Origin of the sequence: Aminobacter aganoensis, assembly GCF_014206975.1 — a bacterium.
In the GTDB taxonomy this organism is placed as follows: Bacteria; Pseudomonadota; Alphaproteobacteria; order Rhizobiales; family Rhizobiaceae; genus Aminobacter; species Aminobacter aganoensis.
The window spans coordinates 271,272-290,273 of record NZ_JACHOU010000002.1 but is presented as its reverse complement, the minus strand read 5'-3'; the positions used below and the strand labels follow the sequence as shown (position 1 = coordinate 290,273).

The 19,002-nt window shown below is 65.9% G+C and carries 20 protein-coding genes; 16 read left to right on the top strand and 4 right to left on the bottom strand.

Annotation, left to right across the window (positions count from 1 at the left end):
• The first annotated feature begins 67 nt into the window (after positions 1–67).
• From recO to GGR00_RS05315, 5 genes are all read left to right on the top strand, one after another.
• On the top strand, positions 68–829 hold the full coding sequence (gene recO / locus GGR00_RS05335) for a DNA repair protein RecO (RefSeq protein WP_184698365.1): 762 nt from the start codon (positions 68–70) through the stop codon (positions 827–829).
• Positions 826–1,344, top strand: coding sequence for a PaaI family thioesterase (locus GGR00_RS05330; protein ID WP_055978554.1), 519 nt, complete (start codon positions 826–828; stop codon positions 1,342–1,344). The genes recO and GGR00_RS05330 overlap by 4 nt, the downstream gene beginning before the upstream one ends.
• 26 nt (positions 1,345–1,370) lie before the next feature.
• A complete protein-coding gene (locus tag GGR00_RS05325) occupies positions 1,371–4,097 on the top strand; it encodes a DUF2339 domain-containing protein (RefSeq protein WP_184698363.1) in 2,727 nt (908 codons plus the stop codon).
• A 236-nt stretch (positions 4,098–4,333) separates the two neighbouring features.
• Positions 4,334–4,972 (top strand): outer membrane protein, encoded by a 639-nt coding sequence (locus tag GGR00_RS05320; RefSeq protein WP_184698361.1) that lies wholly within the window; start codon positions 4,334–4,336, stop codon positions 4,970–4,972.
• A gap of 299 nt (positions 4,973–5,271) precedes the next feature.
• On the top strand, positions 5,272–5,904 hold the full coding sequence (locus tag GGR00_RS05315) for an outer membrane protein (RefSeq protein WP_246441280.1): 633 nt from the start codon (positions 5,272–5,274) through the stop codon (positions 5,902–5,904).
• A gap of 89 nt (positions 5,905–5,993) precedes the next feature.
• Here the strand turns inward: GGR00_RS05315 and GGR00_RS05310 are convergent, their stop codons facing one another.
• Entirely contained in the window at positions 5,994–7,235 is a 1,242-nt protein-coding gene (locus GGR00_RS05310) for an MFS transporter (RefSeq protein ID WP_184698357.1), read from the bottom strand.
• Between the two features lie 227 nt (positions 7,236–7,462).
• Between GGR00_RS05310 and GGR00_RS05305 the strand changes: the two genes are divergently transcribed.
• The 10 genes from GGR00_RS05305 to GGR00_RS05260 all read left to right on the top strand — a co-directional run bounded on the left by GGR00_RS05305 (position 7,463) and on the right by GGR00_RS05260 (position 14,976).
• Positions 7,463–7,981: an RNA polymerase sigma factor gene (locus tag GGR00_RS05305; protein WP_184698355.1), complete on the top strand. Its 519-nt coding sequence runs from the start codon at positions 7,463–7,465 to the stop codon at positions 7,979–7,981.
• Entirely contained in the window at positions 7,978–8,772 is a 795-nt protein-coding gene (locus tag GGR00_RS05300; RefSeq protein ID WP_184698353.1) for an anti-sigma factor family protein, read from the top strand. Before GGR00_RS05305 ends, GGR00_RS05300 begins: the two co-directional genes overlap by 4 nt.
• 236 nt (positions 8,773–9,008) lie before the next feature.
• On the top strand, positions 9,009–10,115 hold the full coding sequence (locus GGR00_RS05295) for a peptidase C39 family protein (protein ID WP_055978569.1): 1,107 nt from the start codon (positions 9,009–9,011) through the stop codon (positions 10,113–10,115).
• Positions 10,112–11,572 (top strand): RimK family protein, encoded by a 1,461-nt coding sequence (locus GGR00_RS05290; protein WP_184698351.1) that lies wholly within the window; start codon positions 10,112–10,114, stop codon positions 11,570–11,572. The genes GGR00_RS05295 and GGR00_RS05290 overlap by 4 nt, the downstream gene beginning before the upstream one ends.
• 60 nt (positions 11,573–11,632) lie before the next feature.
• Complete coding sequence (locus GGR00_RS05285; protein ID WP_184698349.1) at positions 11,633–11,998, top strand: ArsR/SmtB family transcription factor; 366 nt, start codon at positions 11,633–11,635, stop codon at positions 11,996–11,998.
• Positions 11,995–12,570 (top strand): SRPBCC family protein, encoded by a 576-nt coding sequence (locus GGR00_RS05280; RefSeq protein WP_184698347.1) that lies wholly within the window; start codon positions 11,995–11,997, stop codon positions 12,568–12,570. Before GGR00_RS05285 ends, GGR00_RS05280 begins: the two co-directional genes overlap by 4 nt.
• A gap of 1 nt (position 12,571) precedes the next feature.
• Complete coding sequence (locus GGR00_RS28500) at positions 12,572–12,694, top strand: hypothetical protein (protein WP_281389201.1); 123 nt, start codon at positions 12,572–12,574, stop codon at positions 12,692–12,694.
• Between the two features lie 61 nt (positions 12,695–12,755).
• A complete protein-coding gene (locus GGR00_RS05270; protein ID WP_055978577.1) occupies positions 12,756–13,028 on the top strand; it encodes a DUF3303 domain-containing protein in 273 nt (90 codons plus the stop codon).
• Positions 13,029–13,080: 52 nt separating this feature from the next.
• Positions 13,081–14,265: a low temperature requirement protein A gene (locus tag GGR00_RS05265; RefSeq protein ID WP_184698345.1), complete on the top strand. Its 1,185-nt coding sequence runs from the start codon at positions 13,081–13,083 to the stop codon at positions 14,263–14,265.
• 84 nt (positions 14,266–14,349) lie between these two features.
• Entirely contained in the window at positions 14,350–14,976 is a 627-nt protein-coding gene (locus GGR00_RS05260) for a glutathione S-transferase family protein (protein WP_055978582.1), read from the top strand.
• Here the strand turns inward: GGR00_RS05260 and GGR00_RS05255 are convergent, their stop codons facing one another.
• Together GGR00_RS05255 and ygfZ are read right to left on the bottom strand one after the other, a co-directional pair.
• Complete coding sequence (locus tag GGR00_RS05255; RefSeq protein ID WP_055978584.1) at positions 14,977–15,591, bottom strand: HD domain-containing protein; 615 nt, start codon at positions 15,589–15,591, stop codon at positions 14,977–14,979.
• The gene (ygfZ, locus tag GGR00_RS05250) at positions 15,588–16,442 is read right to left on the bottom strand and encodes a CAF17-like 4Fe-4S cluster assembly/insertion protein YgfZ (RefSeq protein WP_055978585.1); all 855 of its coding nucleotides are present in this window, start codon (positions 16,440–16,442) and stop codon (positions 15,588–15,590) included. The genes GGR00_RS05255 and ygfZ overlap by 4 nt, the downstream gene beginning before the upstream one ends.
• Before the next feature lie 71 nt (positions 16,443–16,513).
• On the opposite strand from ygfZ, the gene GGR00_RS05245 reads away from it, so the two are divergent.
• Complete coding sequence (locus GGR00_RS05245; RefSeq protein ID WP_055978588.1) at positions 16,514–17,845, top strand: dihydroorotase; 1,332 nt, start codon at positions 16,514–16,516, stop codon at positions 17,843–17,845.
• Between the two features lie 276 nt (positions 17,846–18,121).
• Here GGR00_RS05245 and GGR00_RS05240 read toward each other — a convergent pair whose 3' ends face one another.
• Entirely contained in the window at positions 18,122–18,943 is an 822-nt protein-coding gene (locus GGR00_RS05240) for a hypothetical protein (protein ID WP_055978590.1), read from the bottom strand.
• Positions 18,944–19,002 lie beyond the last annotated feature (59 nt).

Here is a 19,002-nt window from a genome sequence, read left to right as displayed (position 1 = left end):
TCCGGCTCGTCCGGAGGCCTTAGCCAATGTTCTTGATTTCGCCGCCCAACCGGCTGATGGTCCGGCCATGGAATGGCGCGACGAAGGAATCATCCTCGGCACCCGCAAGCATGGCGAAACCTCGGCCGTGCTCGAGGTCATGACGCGTACGCATGGCCGCCATCTCGGGCTGGTGCGCGGCGGCCGCTCGCGCAAGCAGCAGCCGCTGCTGCAGGCCGGCAACCGCGTCGACCTGATCTGGCGGGCGCGGCTCGACGAGCATCTAGGCACCTTCCAGGCCGAGCCGATCGAGCTCAATGCTGCCAGGCTAATCGACAGCGCCGTCGCCGTCTACGCCTTGCAGACGCTGGCCGCGCATCTCAGGCTCCTGCCCGAACGCGACCCGCATGCCGGACTTTACGAAACGCTGGCGATCCTGATCGCGCATCTCAACGACGCCGAAGCCGTCGGCGAACTGGTGGTCCGCTTCGAACTGCTGGTGCTCGACGAACTCGGCTTCGGCCTCGACCTCTCCGAATGCGCCGCGACCGGCGCCGTCGAGGACTTGACCTATGTTTCGCCGAAGTCGGGCCGCGCCGTCTCGCGTGCCGCCGGCGAGCCATGGCGCGACAAGCTGTTCCCGCTGCCGCCTTTCCTGCGGCGCGGGGCGCGGCAAGGAGCCGACCTCGCAGCCATCGAGGATGCGTTCCGGCTGTCGAGCTTCTTCTTTGCCCGCCACGTCTACGAGCCGCGCGGCATCGAGGTGCCCGATGCCCGCAGCGGCCTGCTGATGGCGCTCAGGAAATTCTATGGCGCCCGCGCCATCTCCCATGGAGAAACCGCCGCATGAGCGACGTCGAACTGTTCCCTGGCCATGTCTCGCCGCTTGGCCTGGGCACCATCCCGCACGAGGACGTGCATCTTTTTTCCGGAAGGGAGCTGCTCCAGCGGGTTGTCGACGGCCTTTATCCGGCGCCGCCGATCGCCGGGGTGATGAATTTTACCGTCACCGAAGTGGATGAGGGGCGGGTGGTCTTCCGCGGCGTGCCCAATGGGCGCCATCTCAACCCGCTCGGCACCGTGCATGGCGGCTGGGCGGCGACCATTCTCGATTCGGCGCTCGGTTGTGCCGTGCACAGCACGCTCGCCAGGGGCGAGGCCTATACGACGGTCGAGTTCAAGGTGAACCTGACGCGGCCGATCACGCCCGATACCGGCGAGGTCGTATGCGAGGGCGGGGTGATCCACAAGGGACGCACGCTCGCCGTGTCCGAGGCGACGCTGAAGGACAGCAACGGCAAGCTGCTGGCCTTCGGTACCGAAACATGTTCGATCTTTCCCGTCGCCAATCTGGCGGCGCGGTGAGCCGGCCAATCTGAGGGGGAACGGCCATGCTTGAGAGCCTTCTGGGCGTGATCGCCATCGTCGCGCTGTTCATCATCATCTCGAAGCAGCAGTCGCGGCTCGGCCTGCTCGAGCGTGAACTCGGCGCGCTACGCAGCCTGGTGCTGTCGGGCGCCGTGCCCGTCCCGGCCGCCAAGGCGGCAGAGACGTCGGGCGAGGCGATCAGCGAGCCGGCACCACCGGAAGCGCTCAAGGCAGCAACGCAAGAACCGTCACTGCCGGAGACCGAGGCAATTGCCGGGGATAAAGCGCCCGAAAGCGCCGAAGAGCTTCCGGCGGCAGCCATGGCCACGGCGGAGACTGCCGAACCCGGGCCCTGGGGCGGTGTGCCGGCTGCTGCCGGGCCGACGCCAGCGCGGGAAAGACCAGACATCGAAACCGCGCTCGGCACGCGCTGGGCTGTGTGGGTCGGCGGACTGGCGCTGGCCTTCGGCGGCGTGTTCCTGATCCGCTATTCGATCGAATCCGGCCTGTTTGGCCCCGGCTTGCGGCTGAGCATGGCGGCCCTGCTCGGGCTGGTGTTGGTCGGCGGTGGCGAGTTCATCCGCCGCACCGGTTTCCGCGTGCCGATCCAGAACGGCGGCAGCGCCTACATCCCGGCGATCCTGACGGCGGCGGGCGCCTTCACCCTGTTCGGCACCATCTATGCCGCGCACGGCCTTTATGGCTTCATAGGCGCCGGCACGGCCTTCGTGCTGCTCGGCATCGTCGGCGTGGCGACGATCGCCGCAGCCCTTGCCCACGGCCAGGCCCTGGCCGGCCTCGGCCTGCTCGGCGCGATGGTGACGCCGGCGCTGGTGTCCTCCACCGCGCCCAATTTCTGGGCTCTGTTCGGCTACCTCGCCATCGTCCTGGTGGCGACAGCAGCCGTTGCCCGGACGCGCCGGTGGTCGCTGCTGATGGGGGCCGCCTTCATCGGCACCGGCCTATGGACGCTGCTCTACCTCGCCGATGCGCCATTGGCCGATTTCAACATCATCCTGTTCATCAGCGCGGTCACGCTGGCGGCTCTCGCCTTGCTGTGGCTTGGGCGCCGCGATGACACGACGGTGCTCGACTGGCCGTCGATGGTGCCGGCGTTTTTCGTGGCCGTGACAGCCATGGTGCTGTTCATCCACCCGACCTACGCCGCGCTCGGCGGGCCGCTGCGCGGAACCCTGCTGCTGGTCGGCTTGCTGGCGGTAGCCCTTTACCGGCCGGCCGCGGTGTCGCTGCTGTTTGCGGCAGGCATCGCCACGGTCCTGGTCTATCTGCGCAACGCGCTGGGCGGCACCTTCGAACTCGACCTGCCGATCGGCGGGCTGATGGTCGAGGGCCTGCCGATCGAGGTTGCCGGCAGGTCGCTGACCCGCATCGGGTGGCTGCTTGGGCTCATCTTTGCCGGCACCGGCCTGTGGCGCGCGCAACGGCAGGTGGCGGCAGCACCCTGGCGCGCGGCAGCCTGGGCCGGATGGGGCGTTGCGGTGCCGCTGGTCGTGCTCACCTCGCTCTGGATCGCCTATGGCAACCCCGATCGCGATGTCCTGCGCGCGCTCGTCGCTGTGGTTCTGGTCGCTGCCTTCGTCGCCGGCGGCGAATGGATCGCCCGCGCTGAACAGCCGCCGCTGCAGGGCGGGCCGGCCGTCTCCTTCGCGTTTGGCGGGGCAGGGGTGGCGCTGCTGCTTGCCCTTCACATGGGTTTCGGCTCTGGCCTGACCACGGTCTTGCTTGGCCTTGCCGCGGTGGTTCCGGCGCTGGCGACGCGGCAGCGTCGATATCCGGTGCTCGGCTGGCTGAGCGTCGGCGCGGCGGTTGCCGTCCTGGCCCGCATCGGATTCGACCCGACGATCGTCGGCGCGGACAGGCTCGGCACGACGCCGGTCTTCAACTGGATCCTGCCCGGCTACGGCATCCCGGCGATCGCCTTCGGCTTCGCTGCATGGCAGCTGGCACGAACCACCAATGGCAGGCCGCGGCTGGTCATGGAGGCGGTGGCGGCCCTGTTTTCGCTGCTGGCCGTGGCGATGCTGGTGCGCCATGCGATGAATGGCGGCGTCATCACCTCGAACTCCCCGACGCTGGCCGAACAGGCGATCTACACGCTGATCGCGCTCGGCGGCGGCGGCATCCTGGTGGCGCTCGACATGCGCTCGCCGAGCCCGGTGCTCCGCTACGGCTCGCTCGCCATTGGCGTGCTGTCGGTGCTTTCGGTGCTGGGCCAGCACTTCCTGGTGCTCAACCCGCTGTTCACCGACGAAGGCACGGGCAGCATCCCGCTGTTCAACCTGTTGTTCCTGGCCTATCTCCTGCCGGCATTGGCTGCGGCAGCCCTTGCGTATTACGCCAGGGGCAAGCGGCCGAAATGGTATTCGGCGATGCTGGCGCTGGTCGCCGCGCTGCTCGCTTTCGCCTATGCCACGCTGTCGGTGCGCCGGCTGTTCCAGGGCGAGCATATCGGCCTGTGGGCCGGGCTCGGCCAGGTCGAGACCTATTCCTACTCGGCGCTGTGGCTCGCCATGGGCGTCGGCCTGCTGGTCGCCGGCGTGACGCTCAGGTCGCAGGTGCTGCGCATCGCCTCGGCGGCGCTGATCTCGATCGCCGTCGCCAAGGTCTTCCTGTTCGACATGTCCGAACTGGAAGGTGTGCTGCGCGCATTGTCCTTCATAGGGCTGGGCGCCGTGCTGATCGGCATCGGGTTGTTCTACCAGCGCCTGCTGACGCGTGCTGCGCGCTAGACGCAAGGAAGGCTTAACGAAGGTTACCGGAAGATTACCTTTAAATATTTGATTTTATTGGATTCGATGCAATGTTGACGCAATCCGCCGAGGTCAGGTTCCCCTCGCACCCCAACAAAATGGTGCACGGGACCTGGCTCGGTGGGTTTCTCCCCCGTTACCGCCGCGCCAGTGTCCCGCCAACGGCTGCGGAGCTCATGCTTCGCAGCCCCAGTCACTGACGGAGCACCTCAATCATGACCAAGCGAAATCTGTATCTCGTCCTCTTCGCTGGCCTTGTCCCTCTTGCCGTGCCGGTGATGGCCAATGCGGCTGACGCGGCCTCGAACTACTACGCACAGCAGCAGACCGATCCCGTCCATGATTGGTCGGGCATCTATGCCGGCGTCCATGGCGGCGTCTCCTCGGAGGGCTTTCCCAATCCCTTCTCCAGCAAATCCGGCTGGCAGTTCGGCGGCCAGGTCGGCGCCAACATGCAGTCCGGCGTCATCGTTTACGGCGCCGAACTCGACGGCAGCCATTCCGGCGGGGCCAAGCACAAGCTGGGCGGCGGTGCCGAGCTGCAGCGCACCTGGAGCGGTGCCGCCAAGGTTCGTGCCGGCATGACCTTCGACAAGACGCTGGTCTATGGCACCGCCGGCTATGGCGTTGCCAAGTTCAAGCCCAAAGGCACCGTCGTTTCGGACGAGAAGTGGGAAGGCGGCTACCTCCTGGGCGGCGGCGTCGAGCAGGCCTTCGCCGGCAACATCTCGGCCAAGGTCGAATACAACTATGTCGACTATGGCGACGTCACCTCGGTGGTGTCGGGTGGTGCCCGCCGGACCGACGATTTGTCGAGCCACACCGTCAAGGCCGGCCTGAACTACCGGTTCTAGGCCGGGTCCAGGTGCATGGAAGGCAGGCCCGGCCCAATCGGCCTGCCTTCGGTGCCCGCTAAGGAATGCGATTAACCCGCTGTTAACATTACCGAAAGATTGCCTGGTCGGATCGGCATTTATTAAAATCGTGCAAGGTTTCGGCAACGAATGGCGACGAAGGTCGCCTCGCGCCAATGATATGGCGCACGGGACTCGGCCTGCGGACTTCCTCCCCCGTTTGCCGTTGCGTCGTGGCCCGTCACAGGATCGCCAAGCCAAGGGCCTGGCTGTCCCAAGCAATGTCGGAGCACTACATCATGTCCAAGCGGAATCTGTTTCCCGTTCTCTTCGCTGCCCTCGCAGCCTTTGCCACCCCAGTCGTCGCCAATGCTGCTGACGTAGCTTCTGACTATTACCAGGAAAGCTCCAGCGGCGCCTATGACTGGTCGGGCGTCTATGGCGGCGCCCATGTCGGCGTTTCCAATGACGGCTTCCCGAACCCGTTCTCGAGCAAGACCGGCTGGCAGCTGGGCGGCCAAGTCGGCGCCAACTTCCAGTCCGGAATGTTCGTCTATGGCGCCGAGGCCGACGCCAGCTTCTCCAACGGCGCCCGCCACAACATCGCCAATGGTGCCCAGCTCGAGCGCAAGTTCGACGCCGCGGCCAAGGTCCGCGCCGGCGTCGGCATGGACCGCACGCTGGTCTACGGCACCGCGGGCTACGGCGTGAGCAAGTTCGATGCCCGAAGCAACGTCACCTCGGGCAGCAACTGGGAAGGCGGCCTGCTGCTGGGCGCCGGCGTCGAGCAGGCGATCAGCGACAAGGTCACGGCCAAGGTCGAGTACAACCGCGTCGACTACGGCAAGGTGCGGTCGACGGTGGGTGGAACCCAGCAGGCCGACGAGCTCGACAGCAACACGCTGAAGGCGGGCCTGAACTACCGGTTCTGAGCATCGCTCTGCCGTCTGGATCGTTCAAATGAAAGAGCCGGCGCAACATCGTTGTGCCGGTTCTTGCATTTTGGAGGACTAGAGGAAGGCTACTCAGCCGGCACCAGTGCGGGATGCCTGGCGACGGGGCGTTCCTTGATCGGCCAGTGGACGGCGGCGGCAAACAGGCCGAGCGCGACGCCGAGCCACCAGACCGTATCGTAGGAGCCGAAGTGGTCGTAGAGGTAGCCGCCGAGCCAGACGCCGAGGAACGAGCCGATCTGGTGCGAGAAGAAGACGATGCCGCCCAGCATGCCGAGGTGGCGCGTGCCGAACATGATGGCGACGAGGCCGTTGGTCGGCGGCACGGTCGACAGCCAGAGCAACCCCATGAGGACGGCGAAGATGACGACGCTGGTCGGCGATTGCGGCAGCAGCAGGAAGGCAGCTACCAGCGCCGACCGGGCGAGGTAGATCCAGGCCAGGAAGCGCGGCTTCGAGTATTTCTGGCCGATGATGCCGGAGGCGAGCGAGCCGATGATGTTGAAGAAGCCGATCAGGGCGAGCGCGATCACTGCATAGCGGGCGTCGATGCCGATGTCCCTGATATAGGCCGGGAAATGGGCGGTGATGAAGGCGACCTGGAAGCCGCAGACGAAGAAGCCGGAGACGAGGAGCAGGTAGCTCCGGTGGCCGAAGGCTTCGGACAGGGCCTGGCTGAGCGTTTGCTGGATTTCGGCCTGGGAGGCCTTGCCCGAGCTTGAATTGCCGACCAGCGGGATGGCCAGCACCGGGATGACCAGCATGGCGATCGACATGTAGACCAGCGTGTCGGACCAGCCATAGGCATCGATCAGGCCCTGGCTGATCGGCGCGAAGATGAACATGCCTGCCGACCCGGCGGCGGTGCCGATGCCGAACACCATGCTGCGGTTGTTTGGGTTGGTGTTGCGGGCAAAGGCGGCCAGCACGATGCTGAACGAACCGGCGGCGACGCCGAGACCGACCAGAACGCCGCCACTCAGATGCAGCATGCCCGGGCTGTCGGCCGAGGCCATCAGATAGAGGCCGAGCGCGTAGAGCACAGCGCCGAGCGTCAGCACGCGCCATGTCCCGAAGCGGTCGGCGACGGCGCCGAAGATCGGCTGTCCCAGGCCCCAGAACAGGTTCTGTATGGCCATGGCGAGACCGAATGTGGTGCGGTCCCAGCCTTTTTCGGCGAGCATCGGCAATTGGAAGAAGCCCATTGCAGAGCGCGGCCCGAAGGTAAGCGCGGCGATCAGGCAGCCGCAGATGATGATCAGCCACGGCACCGCATTGCCCGACCTGGTGGTTGCCGCTGCTGCCGTCATCGTCGCTTCTCCCGTGAGGACGCCCCTTTTAGCCGATCCGATGTCATGTTCAAAATCAATTGAACTACCGCATGCTTCAACATTTCTGATGGGTCGGGAATAGGCGCAGCACGGCAAGCGTTAGTTGCATGCTTGGGTAATAGCGGCGGATCTCAGGGGCCGCTTGCGTCGCCGGGGCAAGGCGCGTTCTATCAGCATGTTCAAAGGGCGATCCACGATCCGCAGCGATGGAAGAAAAGAAGGCAGCGATACTTCAGGAAATCCCGCGCCTGCGGCGCTATGCGCGTGCGCTTTTGCGCGACCGCGAGTCTGCCGACGATCTCGTCCAGGACTGCCTCGAGCGAGCGCTGACGCGCATGGAGAACTGGCGAACGGGAGAAAGCCCCAGGAGGTGGCTGTTTACGATCATGCATCATCTGTTCATCGACCAGATGCGAAAGGTCAAACGCCGCGGCGAAGCAGCGATCCTGCCGCTCGACGCCGGCGAGGCGCTGGCAACCCCCGCCATCCAGGCCGAGAGCGTCGCCTCGCGTGAAATCGTCGACGCGTTGCAGCAGATCAGCCCCGACCGGCGCGCGGCACTGGTGATGGTCGCCATCGAAGGGTTTTCCTATGCCGAGGCGGCGACGATGCTCGGCGTGCCCGCCGGCACGCTGATGTCGCGCATTGCCCGGGGCCGCGAGGAACTGCGGGCGCTGCTCGACGACCAGGCGCGGCGCCGGACGATAAGGATCGTCGAGAAATGAACGGGCGCAGCTTCACCGACCGCGATATTCATTTGGCGCTCGACGGCGAGCTGCCGGAGGACGAACGCACCGCCTACCAGGCCTGGCTGGAAGCCAATCCCGACATGAAGGCGCGGAGCCAGCGTTTCGCCGCCGACAATGCCGCGTTGCGCGGCCTGTTTTCGGGCGTCCTCGACGAGCCCGTGCCGGCGCGGCTGGCGGCCGCGGTCAATGGCGATACGCCGAAGCGCAAGGGCATGCCGCCGTGGTGGCGAATGTCGGCGGCGGCTGCACTTCTCATCGCCGGTGGTCTCGGCGGATATCTCGTCGGGACGGGCGGTTTCGGCTTTGGCCCCGATTCCGACGACCGCATGGCCGAGTTGGCGATCGCCGCGCATCAGACCTTTGCCGCCGACAAGAACCGGCCGGTCGAGGTCGATGGCAGCGATCCTGCCTACCTCACCGGCTGGCTGTCCAAGCGGACCGGGTTGAATCTGGTGGCGCCGGACCTGACCGGGAACGGCTTCCAGCTTCTCGGCGGCCGTCTCGTGCCTGCCGCTGGCAGCACGGCGGCGCTGATGCTTTATGCCGACGAGCAGGGCAATCGGATTTCCGTCTATGTCACCACCGGAGGCATCGACGCCACCAAGGGCACCTATGTGCTGGCGGATGGTGGACCTGAAGCCGTCTACTGGCAGGAGCAGGGCTATGGCTGCGCCGTCGTCGGAACCTTGCCGCCGGACGAACTCCGCGTGGTTGCAAGGGATGCTTACAAGCAATTGCTGGCAGGGGCAGGGCTGGCGCGGTCGTAGGTCGTGCGTCCTCGATGCCCGCACAGTGGGGGGCGCACGGACGCACGAGCCTCGAAGGATGCACCTGTCTTTCGGCGTCAAATCTTGATGAGATTCATATCCCCGAGCCCCCGACGCCATGTCACAATAAGGCCCGAATCGAGGCGTGACTGCGCTGGCAATGCGAGCGCATCGGTGCTTCGCAGGGGCATATCCTTCCGGGCATTTCTCCGCCCAATCGAGGTTCTCGAAACCGCATGGCTGCCGACATCCGTACGGCCCGCGCAGAAGATGTCGATGCGCTCGTCGCCATCGAGAACGCCGTCTTTGACGGCGACCGGATTTCCCGCCGTTCCTTTCGTCAGTTGATCGATCACGAGACCGCCGAGGCACTCGTCGCCGAGGTCGGCGGCCGTGTCGCCGGCTACGCCATGGTGCTGTTCCGCAAGGGCAGCGGCGTGGCGCGGCTCTATTCTTTTGCCATCGGCCCCGATTTCGGTGGCAAGGGCACCGGCCGCAACCTGCTCGAGGCCGCCGAGCATGTCGCCTATGAGCACGGCCGCATGATGATGCGGCTCGAGGTGCGCGAGGACAATGCGCGCGCGATCAGGCTCTACGAGCAGGGCGGCTACCGCAGGATCGGCCACGAGCCCGACTATTACGAAGACGGCATGGCCGCGCTTCGCTTCGAAAAGACGCTGCGCGGCGACGTGCCGATCACCACCAAGGTGCCGTTCTACGCCCAGACCTGCGACTTCACCTGCGGGCCGTGCTGCCTGATGATGGCGATGGCCAATTTCGACCGCAGCTTCGTGCCCGACCCGGTCATGGAAATCCGGCTGTGGCGCGAGGCGACGACGATCTTCATGATGTCCGGGCCCGGCGGCTGCGAGCCGTTCGGACTGGCGGTCGCCGCGCACGAGGCCGGGCTCGGCACCGAGATCTTCGTCTCGGCGGAAGGCGTGCTGTTCCTGCAATCGGTGCGCACCGCCGAAAAGCGCCGCGTGATGGAACTGGCCCAGGCCGATTTCCGCGATCGCGCCGAAAGATACGCAATTCCCGTGACCTATCGCCCGTTCGGCATCGACGACATCAGGGCGCGGCTTGCCGAAGGCAAGCTGGTGCTGGTGCTGATCTCGGGCTTCATCATGTTCGGCAAGAAGGTGCCGCACTGGGTGCTGGCCATCGGCGACGATGGCGGCCACATCCTGATCCATGACCCCTGGATCGAGGACGAACAGCGCGAGACCGCATCGGATGCCGCCAACATACCCGTCCCCTACGACATCTTCATGCGCATGGCGCAGTTCGGCCGCGATGGCCTGCGCGCCGCGATCATCCTCGGAAAGCTTGGGAAACGATGACCTGGGTCATACTCACCGGCCGCCAAAGCGATCTCGACCAGACGGCGACGCCGCACAAGATCATCACCAACCGGGACTATCTCGCCCATCCCTCGCTGTTTCGCGGGCAGCGGCCGAAGGTCATCAACCTGTCCAACCGCTACAGCTACCAGAGCCGTGGCTACTACGCTTCGCTGCTGGCGAGTTCGCGCGGCCACAAGGTGATCCCGACCGTCGAGACGATGATCGACCTGTCGGAGCGCAAGCTCTACGAAAACGCCCTGCCGGAGCTGGAACTGGCGCTGAACAAGTGCCGCAAGGATTTGGGCGGCAGCTTTCCGGCCAAGGTGACGATCTTCTTCGGCATCGGCCCGGCCAAGGCCTGGGACCGCTTCGCCAGGCTTTTGTTCGACTGGTTCCGCGCGCCAGCGCTGGAAGTGGCGATCAAGGACGGCGAATGGGCGTCGATCCACAAGATCGGCTTTGCCGCGCTCGGGCGGCTCGACGATGCCGACAGGAAGCGCTTCGTTGCAGCGCTCGACACCTACACCAGCCGCGAATGGCGCGACACCAAGGCCCGCACGCCATCGCGCTACACCTTTGCCACGCTGATAGATCCGCACGAGCAACTGCCACCATCGGCGATCTCCTCGCTGCGCCACTGGGCCCGTATCGCCGAAAAGATGGGCGTCGAGGTCGAGCCGATCACCAGGAAGGACCTCGCCAAGCTCGCCAATTACGACGCGCTGTTCATTCGCGAAACGACCTCGATCTCCAACCACACCTACCGCTTCGCCCGCCGCGCCCAGCAGGAGGGCATGCCGGTCATCGATGACCCGCTGTCGATGATCCGCTGCACCAACAAGGTCTATCTCAACGAATTGATGGCCTACAACAACGTGCAGGTGCCGCCGACGGTGATGATCTCCGGCCTGTCGGACCTGCAGTTGGCGGCCGATACGCTGGGTTTTCCGCTGGTGCTGAAGATCCCCGACAGCTCTTTTTCGCGGGGCGTCAAGAAGGCGTCGAACTTCGACGAGCTGAAGACGCTGGCAACCGCGTGGCTCGAGGATTCCGACCTGCTGATCGCCCAGAAGTTCATGCCGACGCAATATGACTGGCGCGTCGGCGTGCTCGGCGGCCAGCCGCTGTTTGCGATCCACTATCTGATGGCCAAGAAGCACTGGCAGATCGTCAACCACGACGGCAAGGGCAAGCCGGTCGAGGGCGGCATCAAGACGTTTACGCTGAAGCATGCTCCGAGCCATGTCATCGACACCGCCGTGCGCGCCGCGCGCTGCATAGGCGACGGGCTCTACGGCGTCGACCTCAAGGAGACCAGGGATGGCGTGTTTGTCATCGAGGTCAACGACAATCCCAACCTCGACCACGGTGTCGAGGATTCCGGCGAGAAGGACGAGATCTGGGTGCGCCTGACCCAGTGGTTCCTCGACCGGCTGGAGCGCAACGGCAAGTAGGTCTGAAAACATTATACCGAATGGTTGACTATCCGGGTTTGTAGGCCTACGTTCAACCTTATGGTTGAGCAAGATACAGAAACGCTCGACGCCATCTTTCACGCGCTGTCCGACCCGACCCGCAGGGCGATGCTCGCCGGGCTGGCGAGGGGACCGCGCAATGTCGGCGGCCTCGCCGCGCCGTTCGACATGTCGCTGGCCGCGGCGTCGAAGCACATCAAGGTGCTGGAAAAGGCGGGGCTGGTGAAACGCAGCGTGCAGGGCCGCACCCATGTCTGCAGCCTCGACGCCATGCCGATGCATGCCGGCGTGGAGTGGATGCGCCACTACGAGAAATTCTGGAGCCGGCAACTCGACACGCTCGAGGCCATTCTGGAGGCGGAGGACCGCGCCGCCGAGAACAATCGAAAGGAAGCAAAGCCATGACCATGCAAGCTCTGCAAAATTCCTATGGCGTCGTCACGGAACCCGGCACGGTGCGCATCGAGCGTCTGCTGCCCGGCCCGGTCGAGCGACTGTGGGACTACCTGACCCAGTCGGACAAGCGCGCGCAGTGGCTCGCCGGAGGGCCAATGGACCTCCGGCCCGGCGGACAGGTCGAGAATGTGTTCCGCAATTCCGAGCTGACCCGCAACGACGACCCGCCGCCGGCGCACATGGCCGGCTTTGCCGAGCATCGGGTGGCCGGCGAGATCATCGCCTGCGAGCCGCCGCGTCTGCTCGCCTACAGCTGGGGAGGCGCACCGGGCGAAAGCTCGGAAGTGCGCTTCGAACTGGAACCGCGCAACGGCAAGGTGCTGGTGACTGTCACCCACCGCCGTCTCGCCGAAGATGGCGCCCTGCTGAACGTCGCGGCGGGTTGGCATACGCATCTCGACATACTGGCGGCGCGGCTGGAGGGGAGCGAGCCCGACGGGTTCTGGAGGACGCACACGCGGCTTGTGGCCGAATACGGCCGGCGCATCGACGGTGAGCAGGCAACTGCCAGGCGAGGATGAGATGCTGCTCGAAAACAGGACGGCCATCGTCTATGGCGGCGGCGGTGCGATCGGAGGCGCGGTCGCCACCGCGTTCGCCCGCGACGGCGCGCGCGTCTTCCTGACCGGGCGGCTCGTCGACTGACCACCTTGCCAATTCCCGTGCCCCCTGATCTTCTCCGGGTGAGAACGGGGGCACGGACGACATGCAGTTCTTTGTCATCGAGGATTTTCGCGGACGTGACCCGAAGGCGATCTATCGCCGCTTCCGCGACGAGGGCCGGCTGGCGCCCGAAGGTTTCATCGTCCACCACAGCTGGATCGCGGCCGACATGAGCCGCTGTTTCATGCTGGTGGAAGCCGACGACGTGACGCTGCTCCAGCGCTGGGTCGTTGAATGGGCCGACCTCGTCGGTTTCGAGATCGTGCCGGTGGCGACCAGCAAGGATACGGCGGCGGGGCTGGCCCCGCATCTCTGATCGGGGTGTGTCCGTCGGACTTAGCAACGGGACCGAATATCGAGGGGCAGGCATGGCGATCAAGGGTGCGGTTCACGACTACCAGCGAAAGCGGCGCGCCGGCGAAAGCGCCAGGGTCGAGTTCGTCGAGCTGTTCTTCGACCTCGTCTTCGTCTTCGCCGTCACCCAGCTCTCGCACTTCCTGCTGAAGGACCTGAGTTTCGACGGCGCACTGGAAAGCCTGCTGATGCTGGTCGCCGTCTGGTGGGTGTGGAACTACACCGCCTGGGTGACCAACTGGATCGACCCCGGCAAGGCGCCGGTGCGCGGCATGCTGTTTGCGCTGATGCTGGTCGGGCTGATGCTGTCGACCTCGATCCCCGAGGCGTTCGAGGGGCGCGGCCTGCAGTTCGCACTCGCCTATGTCGGCATGCAGGTCGGCCGCACGCTGTTCATGATGTGGGCGCTCAGGAACCATAACCCCGACAACTACCGCAACTTCGTGCGTATCGGCCTGTGGCTGGCGCTGTCGGGGGTGTTCTGGATTGCCGGCGGCCTGGCCGCGCCCGAAAACCGCTTCGCGCTGTGGGCGGTAGCCCTGCTGATCGAACTGGTGTCGCCGGCGCTGGGCTTCTGGACACCCTGGCACGGCGCGTCCTCGACAGCCGACTGGGACGTCGAAGGCGGCCACATGGCCGAGCGCTCGGCGCTGTTCATCATCATTGCGCTCGGCGAGTCGATCCTCGTCTCGGGCGCGACCTTTGCCGAGCTGGAATGGACCTGGGTCAATCTGGCGGCGTTCCTGACCACCTTCTTCGCCTCGGTGGCGATGTGGCTGGTCTATTTCAACGTCGGCCAGGAGCTCGCCCACCACAAGATAGCCGAGGCCGCCGACACCGGCCGGATCGCCCGCATCGCCTATACCTACATCCCGGTGGTGCTGGTGGCCGGCATCATCGTGGTGGCGGTATCGGACGAACTGGTGCTCGCCCATCCGCTCGGCCATGCCGAGCCGGCCCTGATATGGACCGCGATCGGCGGCTCGGCGCTCTATCTCGCCGGCAATCTGCTGTTCAAGTTCTACGTCGTCGGCCGGGCGCCGCTGTCGCATGTCGTCGGCCTCGCCATCCTCGGAGCCATGGTGCCATTCGCCGGCCACCTGTCGCCGCTGGCGATCGGGGCAGCCACCACGGCGGTGATGGTGCTGGTGGCGGTGCTCGAACTCCGGGGGCAGCCGGCCAGGCACCACGGGCACTGAGGGATGAAAAGCCGGAGCCGTACTTCTGGATCGGGACACCACCTCGTGTAGTATCGCGCAACAGGTTTCGCTCCGGGACGCACAATGATCCTCATCGGCCAGTATGACAGCCCCTTCGTCCGCCGCGTCGGCATAGCGCTGCGGCTCTATGGCGTTCCGTTCACCCACGAGCCGTGGTCGGCGTTTGGCGACGCCGACAAGCTCCGGCGCTACAACCCGCTGACACGGGTGCCGACGCTGGTGCTCGACAATGGCGAGGTGCTGATCGAGAGCCATGCTATTTTGGACTATCTCGACAGCCTGGCGCCGGGCGGACTGGCGATGTTCCCGATTGCCGAACCGGCGCGCCATCAGGCGCTGAAGGTTTCGGCGCTGGCGATGGGCCTGGGCGACAAGGCGGTGAGCCTGTTCTACGAGCGACGGCTGCACAAGGAGGTGTCGACCGTCTGGGTGGAGCGTTGCCGCACGCAGATCACCGACGTGCTGGGCGTTCTGGAGGCCGATCGCGCCGGCAGGGACAGCGACTATTGGTTCGGCGACCGCATCGGCCATGCCGACATCGGCGTCGCCTGTGTGCTGCGCTTCATCAACGACGCCCATGCCGGCCTGGTGTCGATGACCGACTTTCCGGCGCTGGCGGCCCTGTCTGCCGGGCTGGAGGCCATGCCGGTGTTCCAGGAGATCAGCCAGGAATTCATCCCGCCGGCTTGATCAGTTCGAGCGCAGCTTTTCGATCGCCGCGAAGCGGGCGAGGAAGGTCTCCTGCACGCGTTTTGCCGGCTGCGGGCCGAGGTCGAGCCCGTCGACGGTGACGCCGCGCGGACGGCCGAAGAACTCGGTCGCTTCTGCCGTCGCAAAGCCGGCCAGCACCGTTGCCTCGAAATAGGCCGCAATCTGGTCGGCGCGCTTGATGTCCTTCTTCAGGCCCGCGCCGATCTCGGCCGGCAGGCCGAAGCGCACGTGGATGGCGTGCTGCAGCCGCTCCTCGCACGCCTTGTAGCCGCCGCCGACCACCGACTTGAACGGCGAGATCATGTCGCCGATGACATATTCCGGCGCGTCGTGCAGCAGGGCGGCGAGTTGCGCATCCGGCGAGGCGGCCGGCACGATCCGGCGGAAGATCTCTTCGACCAGCAAGGAATGCTGCGCCACCGAAAAAGCGTGATCGCCGGAGGTCTGGCCGTTCCAGCGCGCGACGCGGGCGAGGCCGTGGGCGATGTCCGATATCTCGACGTCGAGCGGCGAGGGGTCGAGCAGGTCGAGGCGGCGGCCCGACAACATGCGCTGCCAGGCACGCGGCGGGGCGCCGGGACGGTCGGCCATCAGGCGTCTTCCGCGCCGGCGGCTTCCGGATAGGTGAAGCTGGCCCAGCCGGGAATGGCAGGCGCCACCGCGACGTCGCCGGCGGTGATTTCGACGCCCGCGTCGAGCGCCGCCTTGACCCGATCGATGCGGACGATGGCCAGGCCGTGCCTGCCCGAGACCGAGCCGAGGGTGCCGACCAGCTTGCCGCCCGAGCTAAGCTCGGTGCCGGGCGCGGGGAGGGCGGAATCGGCCGAGACCAGAAGCACGCGGCGGCGGGCGGTGCCGCGATGCTGCATGCGCGACACGACCTCCTGGCCGATGAAACAGCCTTTCTTGAAGCCTATGCCGCCCATCTGGTCGAGCAGCACGTCGTGCGGGAAGGCGTCCGCCAGCGCGTAGTCGGGGCCGCTCTCGGCAACACCGCTGGCGATGCGGTATGCGTGCCAGTCGGCTTCGGTGGCGCCGGCTTCGAGCACTGCGCCGTAGTGGCGGAAGACCGGGGCTTGGAAACGGCTGTCGCGGACAGTTGAATCGGATTGCGAGGCAGCTGAATCATCTTGCCACGAGACGGCGACAAGCGGTTGATCCTGCTTGGCAATGTCAGCCTTGGCGCGGAGCCGGTAGAGCGTCAGGCGGCGGACGAAATCGTCAGCGATGTCGGCGCGACATTCGAGCCTGAGCGCATCCTCGCCGCTGCGCGAGACCAGGAAATCGAACATGATCTTGCCCTGCGGGGCGAGCAGCGCGCCTGGCCTGGCTTCACGTTGACCCAGCGCATCCAGGTCGAGCGTCAGGATGTTTTGCAGGAAATGCTCGGCATCGGGGCCGGAAACATCAATGATGGCGCGGTCTGCGAGGATGGCTGTCGGCATGGACCTGATCTTGCATTTCGGAGAGCCATTACGTAAGCCGCAGGCAATTCCCAGACAAGGGCACGCGCGACATGGCTACCACCTTCGATCTCATCCTCAAGGGCGGCACGGTCGTCAATCATGACGGCATCAGCGTCCGCGACGTCGGCGTCACCAATGGCCGGATCGCCGCCATCGGCGATCTCGGCAGCGCATCGGCCGGCGAAACCATCGACTGCCATGGGCTGCACATCCTGCCGGGCGTGGTCGACAGCCAGGTCCATTTCCGCGAGCCGGGGCTGGAGCACAAGGAAGACCTGGAAAGCGGTTCGCGCGCAGCCGTGCTAGGCGGTGTCACCGCAGTCTTCGAGATGCCCAACACCAACCCGCTGACGACGAGCGAAGCCGCGCTGGCCGACAAGGTCAGCCGCGCCACGGCGCGCATGCACTGCGACTTCGCCTTCTGGGTCGGCGGCACGCGCGAAAACGCGAAGGACGTGGCAGAACTGGAACGCCTGCCGGGTGCGGCCGGCATCAAGGTGTTCATGGGCTCGTCCACCGGTGACCTCCTGGTCGAGGACGACGAGGGCGTTGCCTCGATCCTGCGCAACACCCGCCGTCGTGCTGCCTTCCACTCCGAAGACGAGTTCCGCCTGCGCGAGCGCCAGGGCCTGCGCGTCGACAACGACCCATCCTCGCATCCGGTCTGGCGCGACGAGATCGCCGCGCTGCAGTGCACCGAGCGCCTGGTGCGTATCGCCCGGCAGGAGCGCGCCCGCATCCACGTGCTGCACATCTCGACGGCGGAGGAGATCGCCTTCCTCGAGCACCACAAGGACGTCGCCACCTGCGAGGCGACGCCGCATCATCTGACGATGAGCTCGGACGACTATGCCCGGCTCGGCACGCTGTTGCAGATGAACCCGCCGGTGCGCTCCGCGCGCCACCGCGATGGCATCTGGCACGGCATTTCACAGGGCGTCGTCGACGTGCTGGGCTCCGACCACGCGCCGCACACGCTGGCCGAAAAGGCAAAACCCTATCCGGCTTCGCCTTCGGGCATGACCGGCGTGCAGACGCTGGTGCCGATCATGCTCGACCACGTGAATGCCGGCCGGCTGACGCTGGAGCGCTTCGTCGACCTTGCGAGCCACGGCCCGAACCGCATTTTCGGCATGGCCCGCAAGGGCCGCATCGCCGCCGGCTACGACGCCGATTTCACCGTCGTCGACCTGAAGCGCACCGAGACCATCACCAACGCCCAGGCCGGCTCCAAGGCCGGCTGGACGCCCTATGACGGCAAGAAGGTCACCGGCTGGCCGGTCGGCACCATCGTCCGCGGCATCCGGGTGATGTGGGAAGCCGAGATCACCACGCCGTCGCAGGGCAGGGCGGTGGAGTTTTCGGAAGCGGTGGTGCGGTAGGCGCGCCACGAACGTTCGGCGGCAACGCCCAAGTAGCCCTCATGGTGAGCCTGTCGAACCACGAAAGCGCCTGGCGGTGGTCCGCGCAATTACTCTGATCCAGAGGGCTGACTGTCTGGAGTCCGTCGCGCACGCTGAGACCGCCACGAGAAGGCCGGCATTTGCCCAGGGCCCTCGTGGTTCGACAGCTCACCATGAGGGCTACGGGAGCGTCTGTACCGAGACAGAGATGCTCCGGGGCCACCTTCTCCTGCGGGTGGGGAGAAGGAAAAAAGTTCAATCCCCGGCGACGAAGAACGCCCAGCGGCCGTCCGGCGTGATCCCGAGGCGGTAGAACACGTAAGTGCCGTACTGCTTCATGTCCTCGTAATCGCCGGCCGTCACGATCTTGAACAGTTCGACCTTCTGGCGCGCGTCGAGCTTGTCGAGCGGGATGCCGAAGAAGTAGGGCCAGACATAGAGATCCTCGTCGGTGCCTTCGCCGAGATGCACGTAGCCGGCGTTCAGCACTTCTTCCATGATCGCCAGCAGTTCCTGGCCTTCGCCGTCGCCGGACAGGCTCTTGATGAAGGCGATCGGGTCGCCCTCGATCTCGCCGAACGACAGTTGCGGCATGGCATCGCCCTGACCGATCAGCGGCCGGAGCTTTTCGATGTCGCCGGTCTTGGCCGCCTCGACGAGCAGGTTGCGCATGCGGGCCACCGGCTCGGGCAGTCGGCTGAGGTCGTAGACGATCTCGGGCAGGGGGCCGTCGGGATCGAGATGCGGCGTGGCAGGCCCCGTCGCGTCAGGCTCCGTGGGCGTGCCGTCCTGCGGCTCGGCAGGTTGATCCTCGGGCGCCTCCTCGGTGCCGGCAGGTGCATTGGCGGCCGGGGGTGTCTGGATCGGGTCGGGGATCGGCACCGAATTCTCGGGCGCGGCCTCTCCATCCGTCGTCGGAGTGGACGGGGTGGCGGGGGCCGGAATCTCTTCGCGCTTGATTTCGCTCAGCGCGAGCGCGCTGGTGGCGGCGGTCAGAGAAAAGGCAAACGAAGCGGCAAGGCCGAAAGCCGCGATGCGCAATGCGCCGCGGGCCGCAATTTCAGTCTTTGGCCGCATCAGAACTACGCTCCGGTCTTCCCGGGCGCCGCGCATCCGATCCGGATACCCGATTGGCG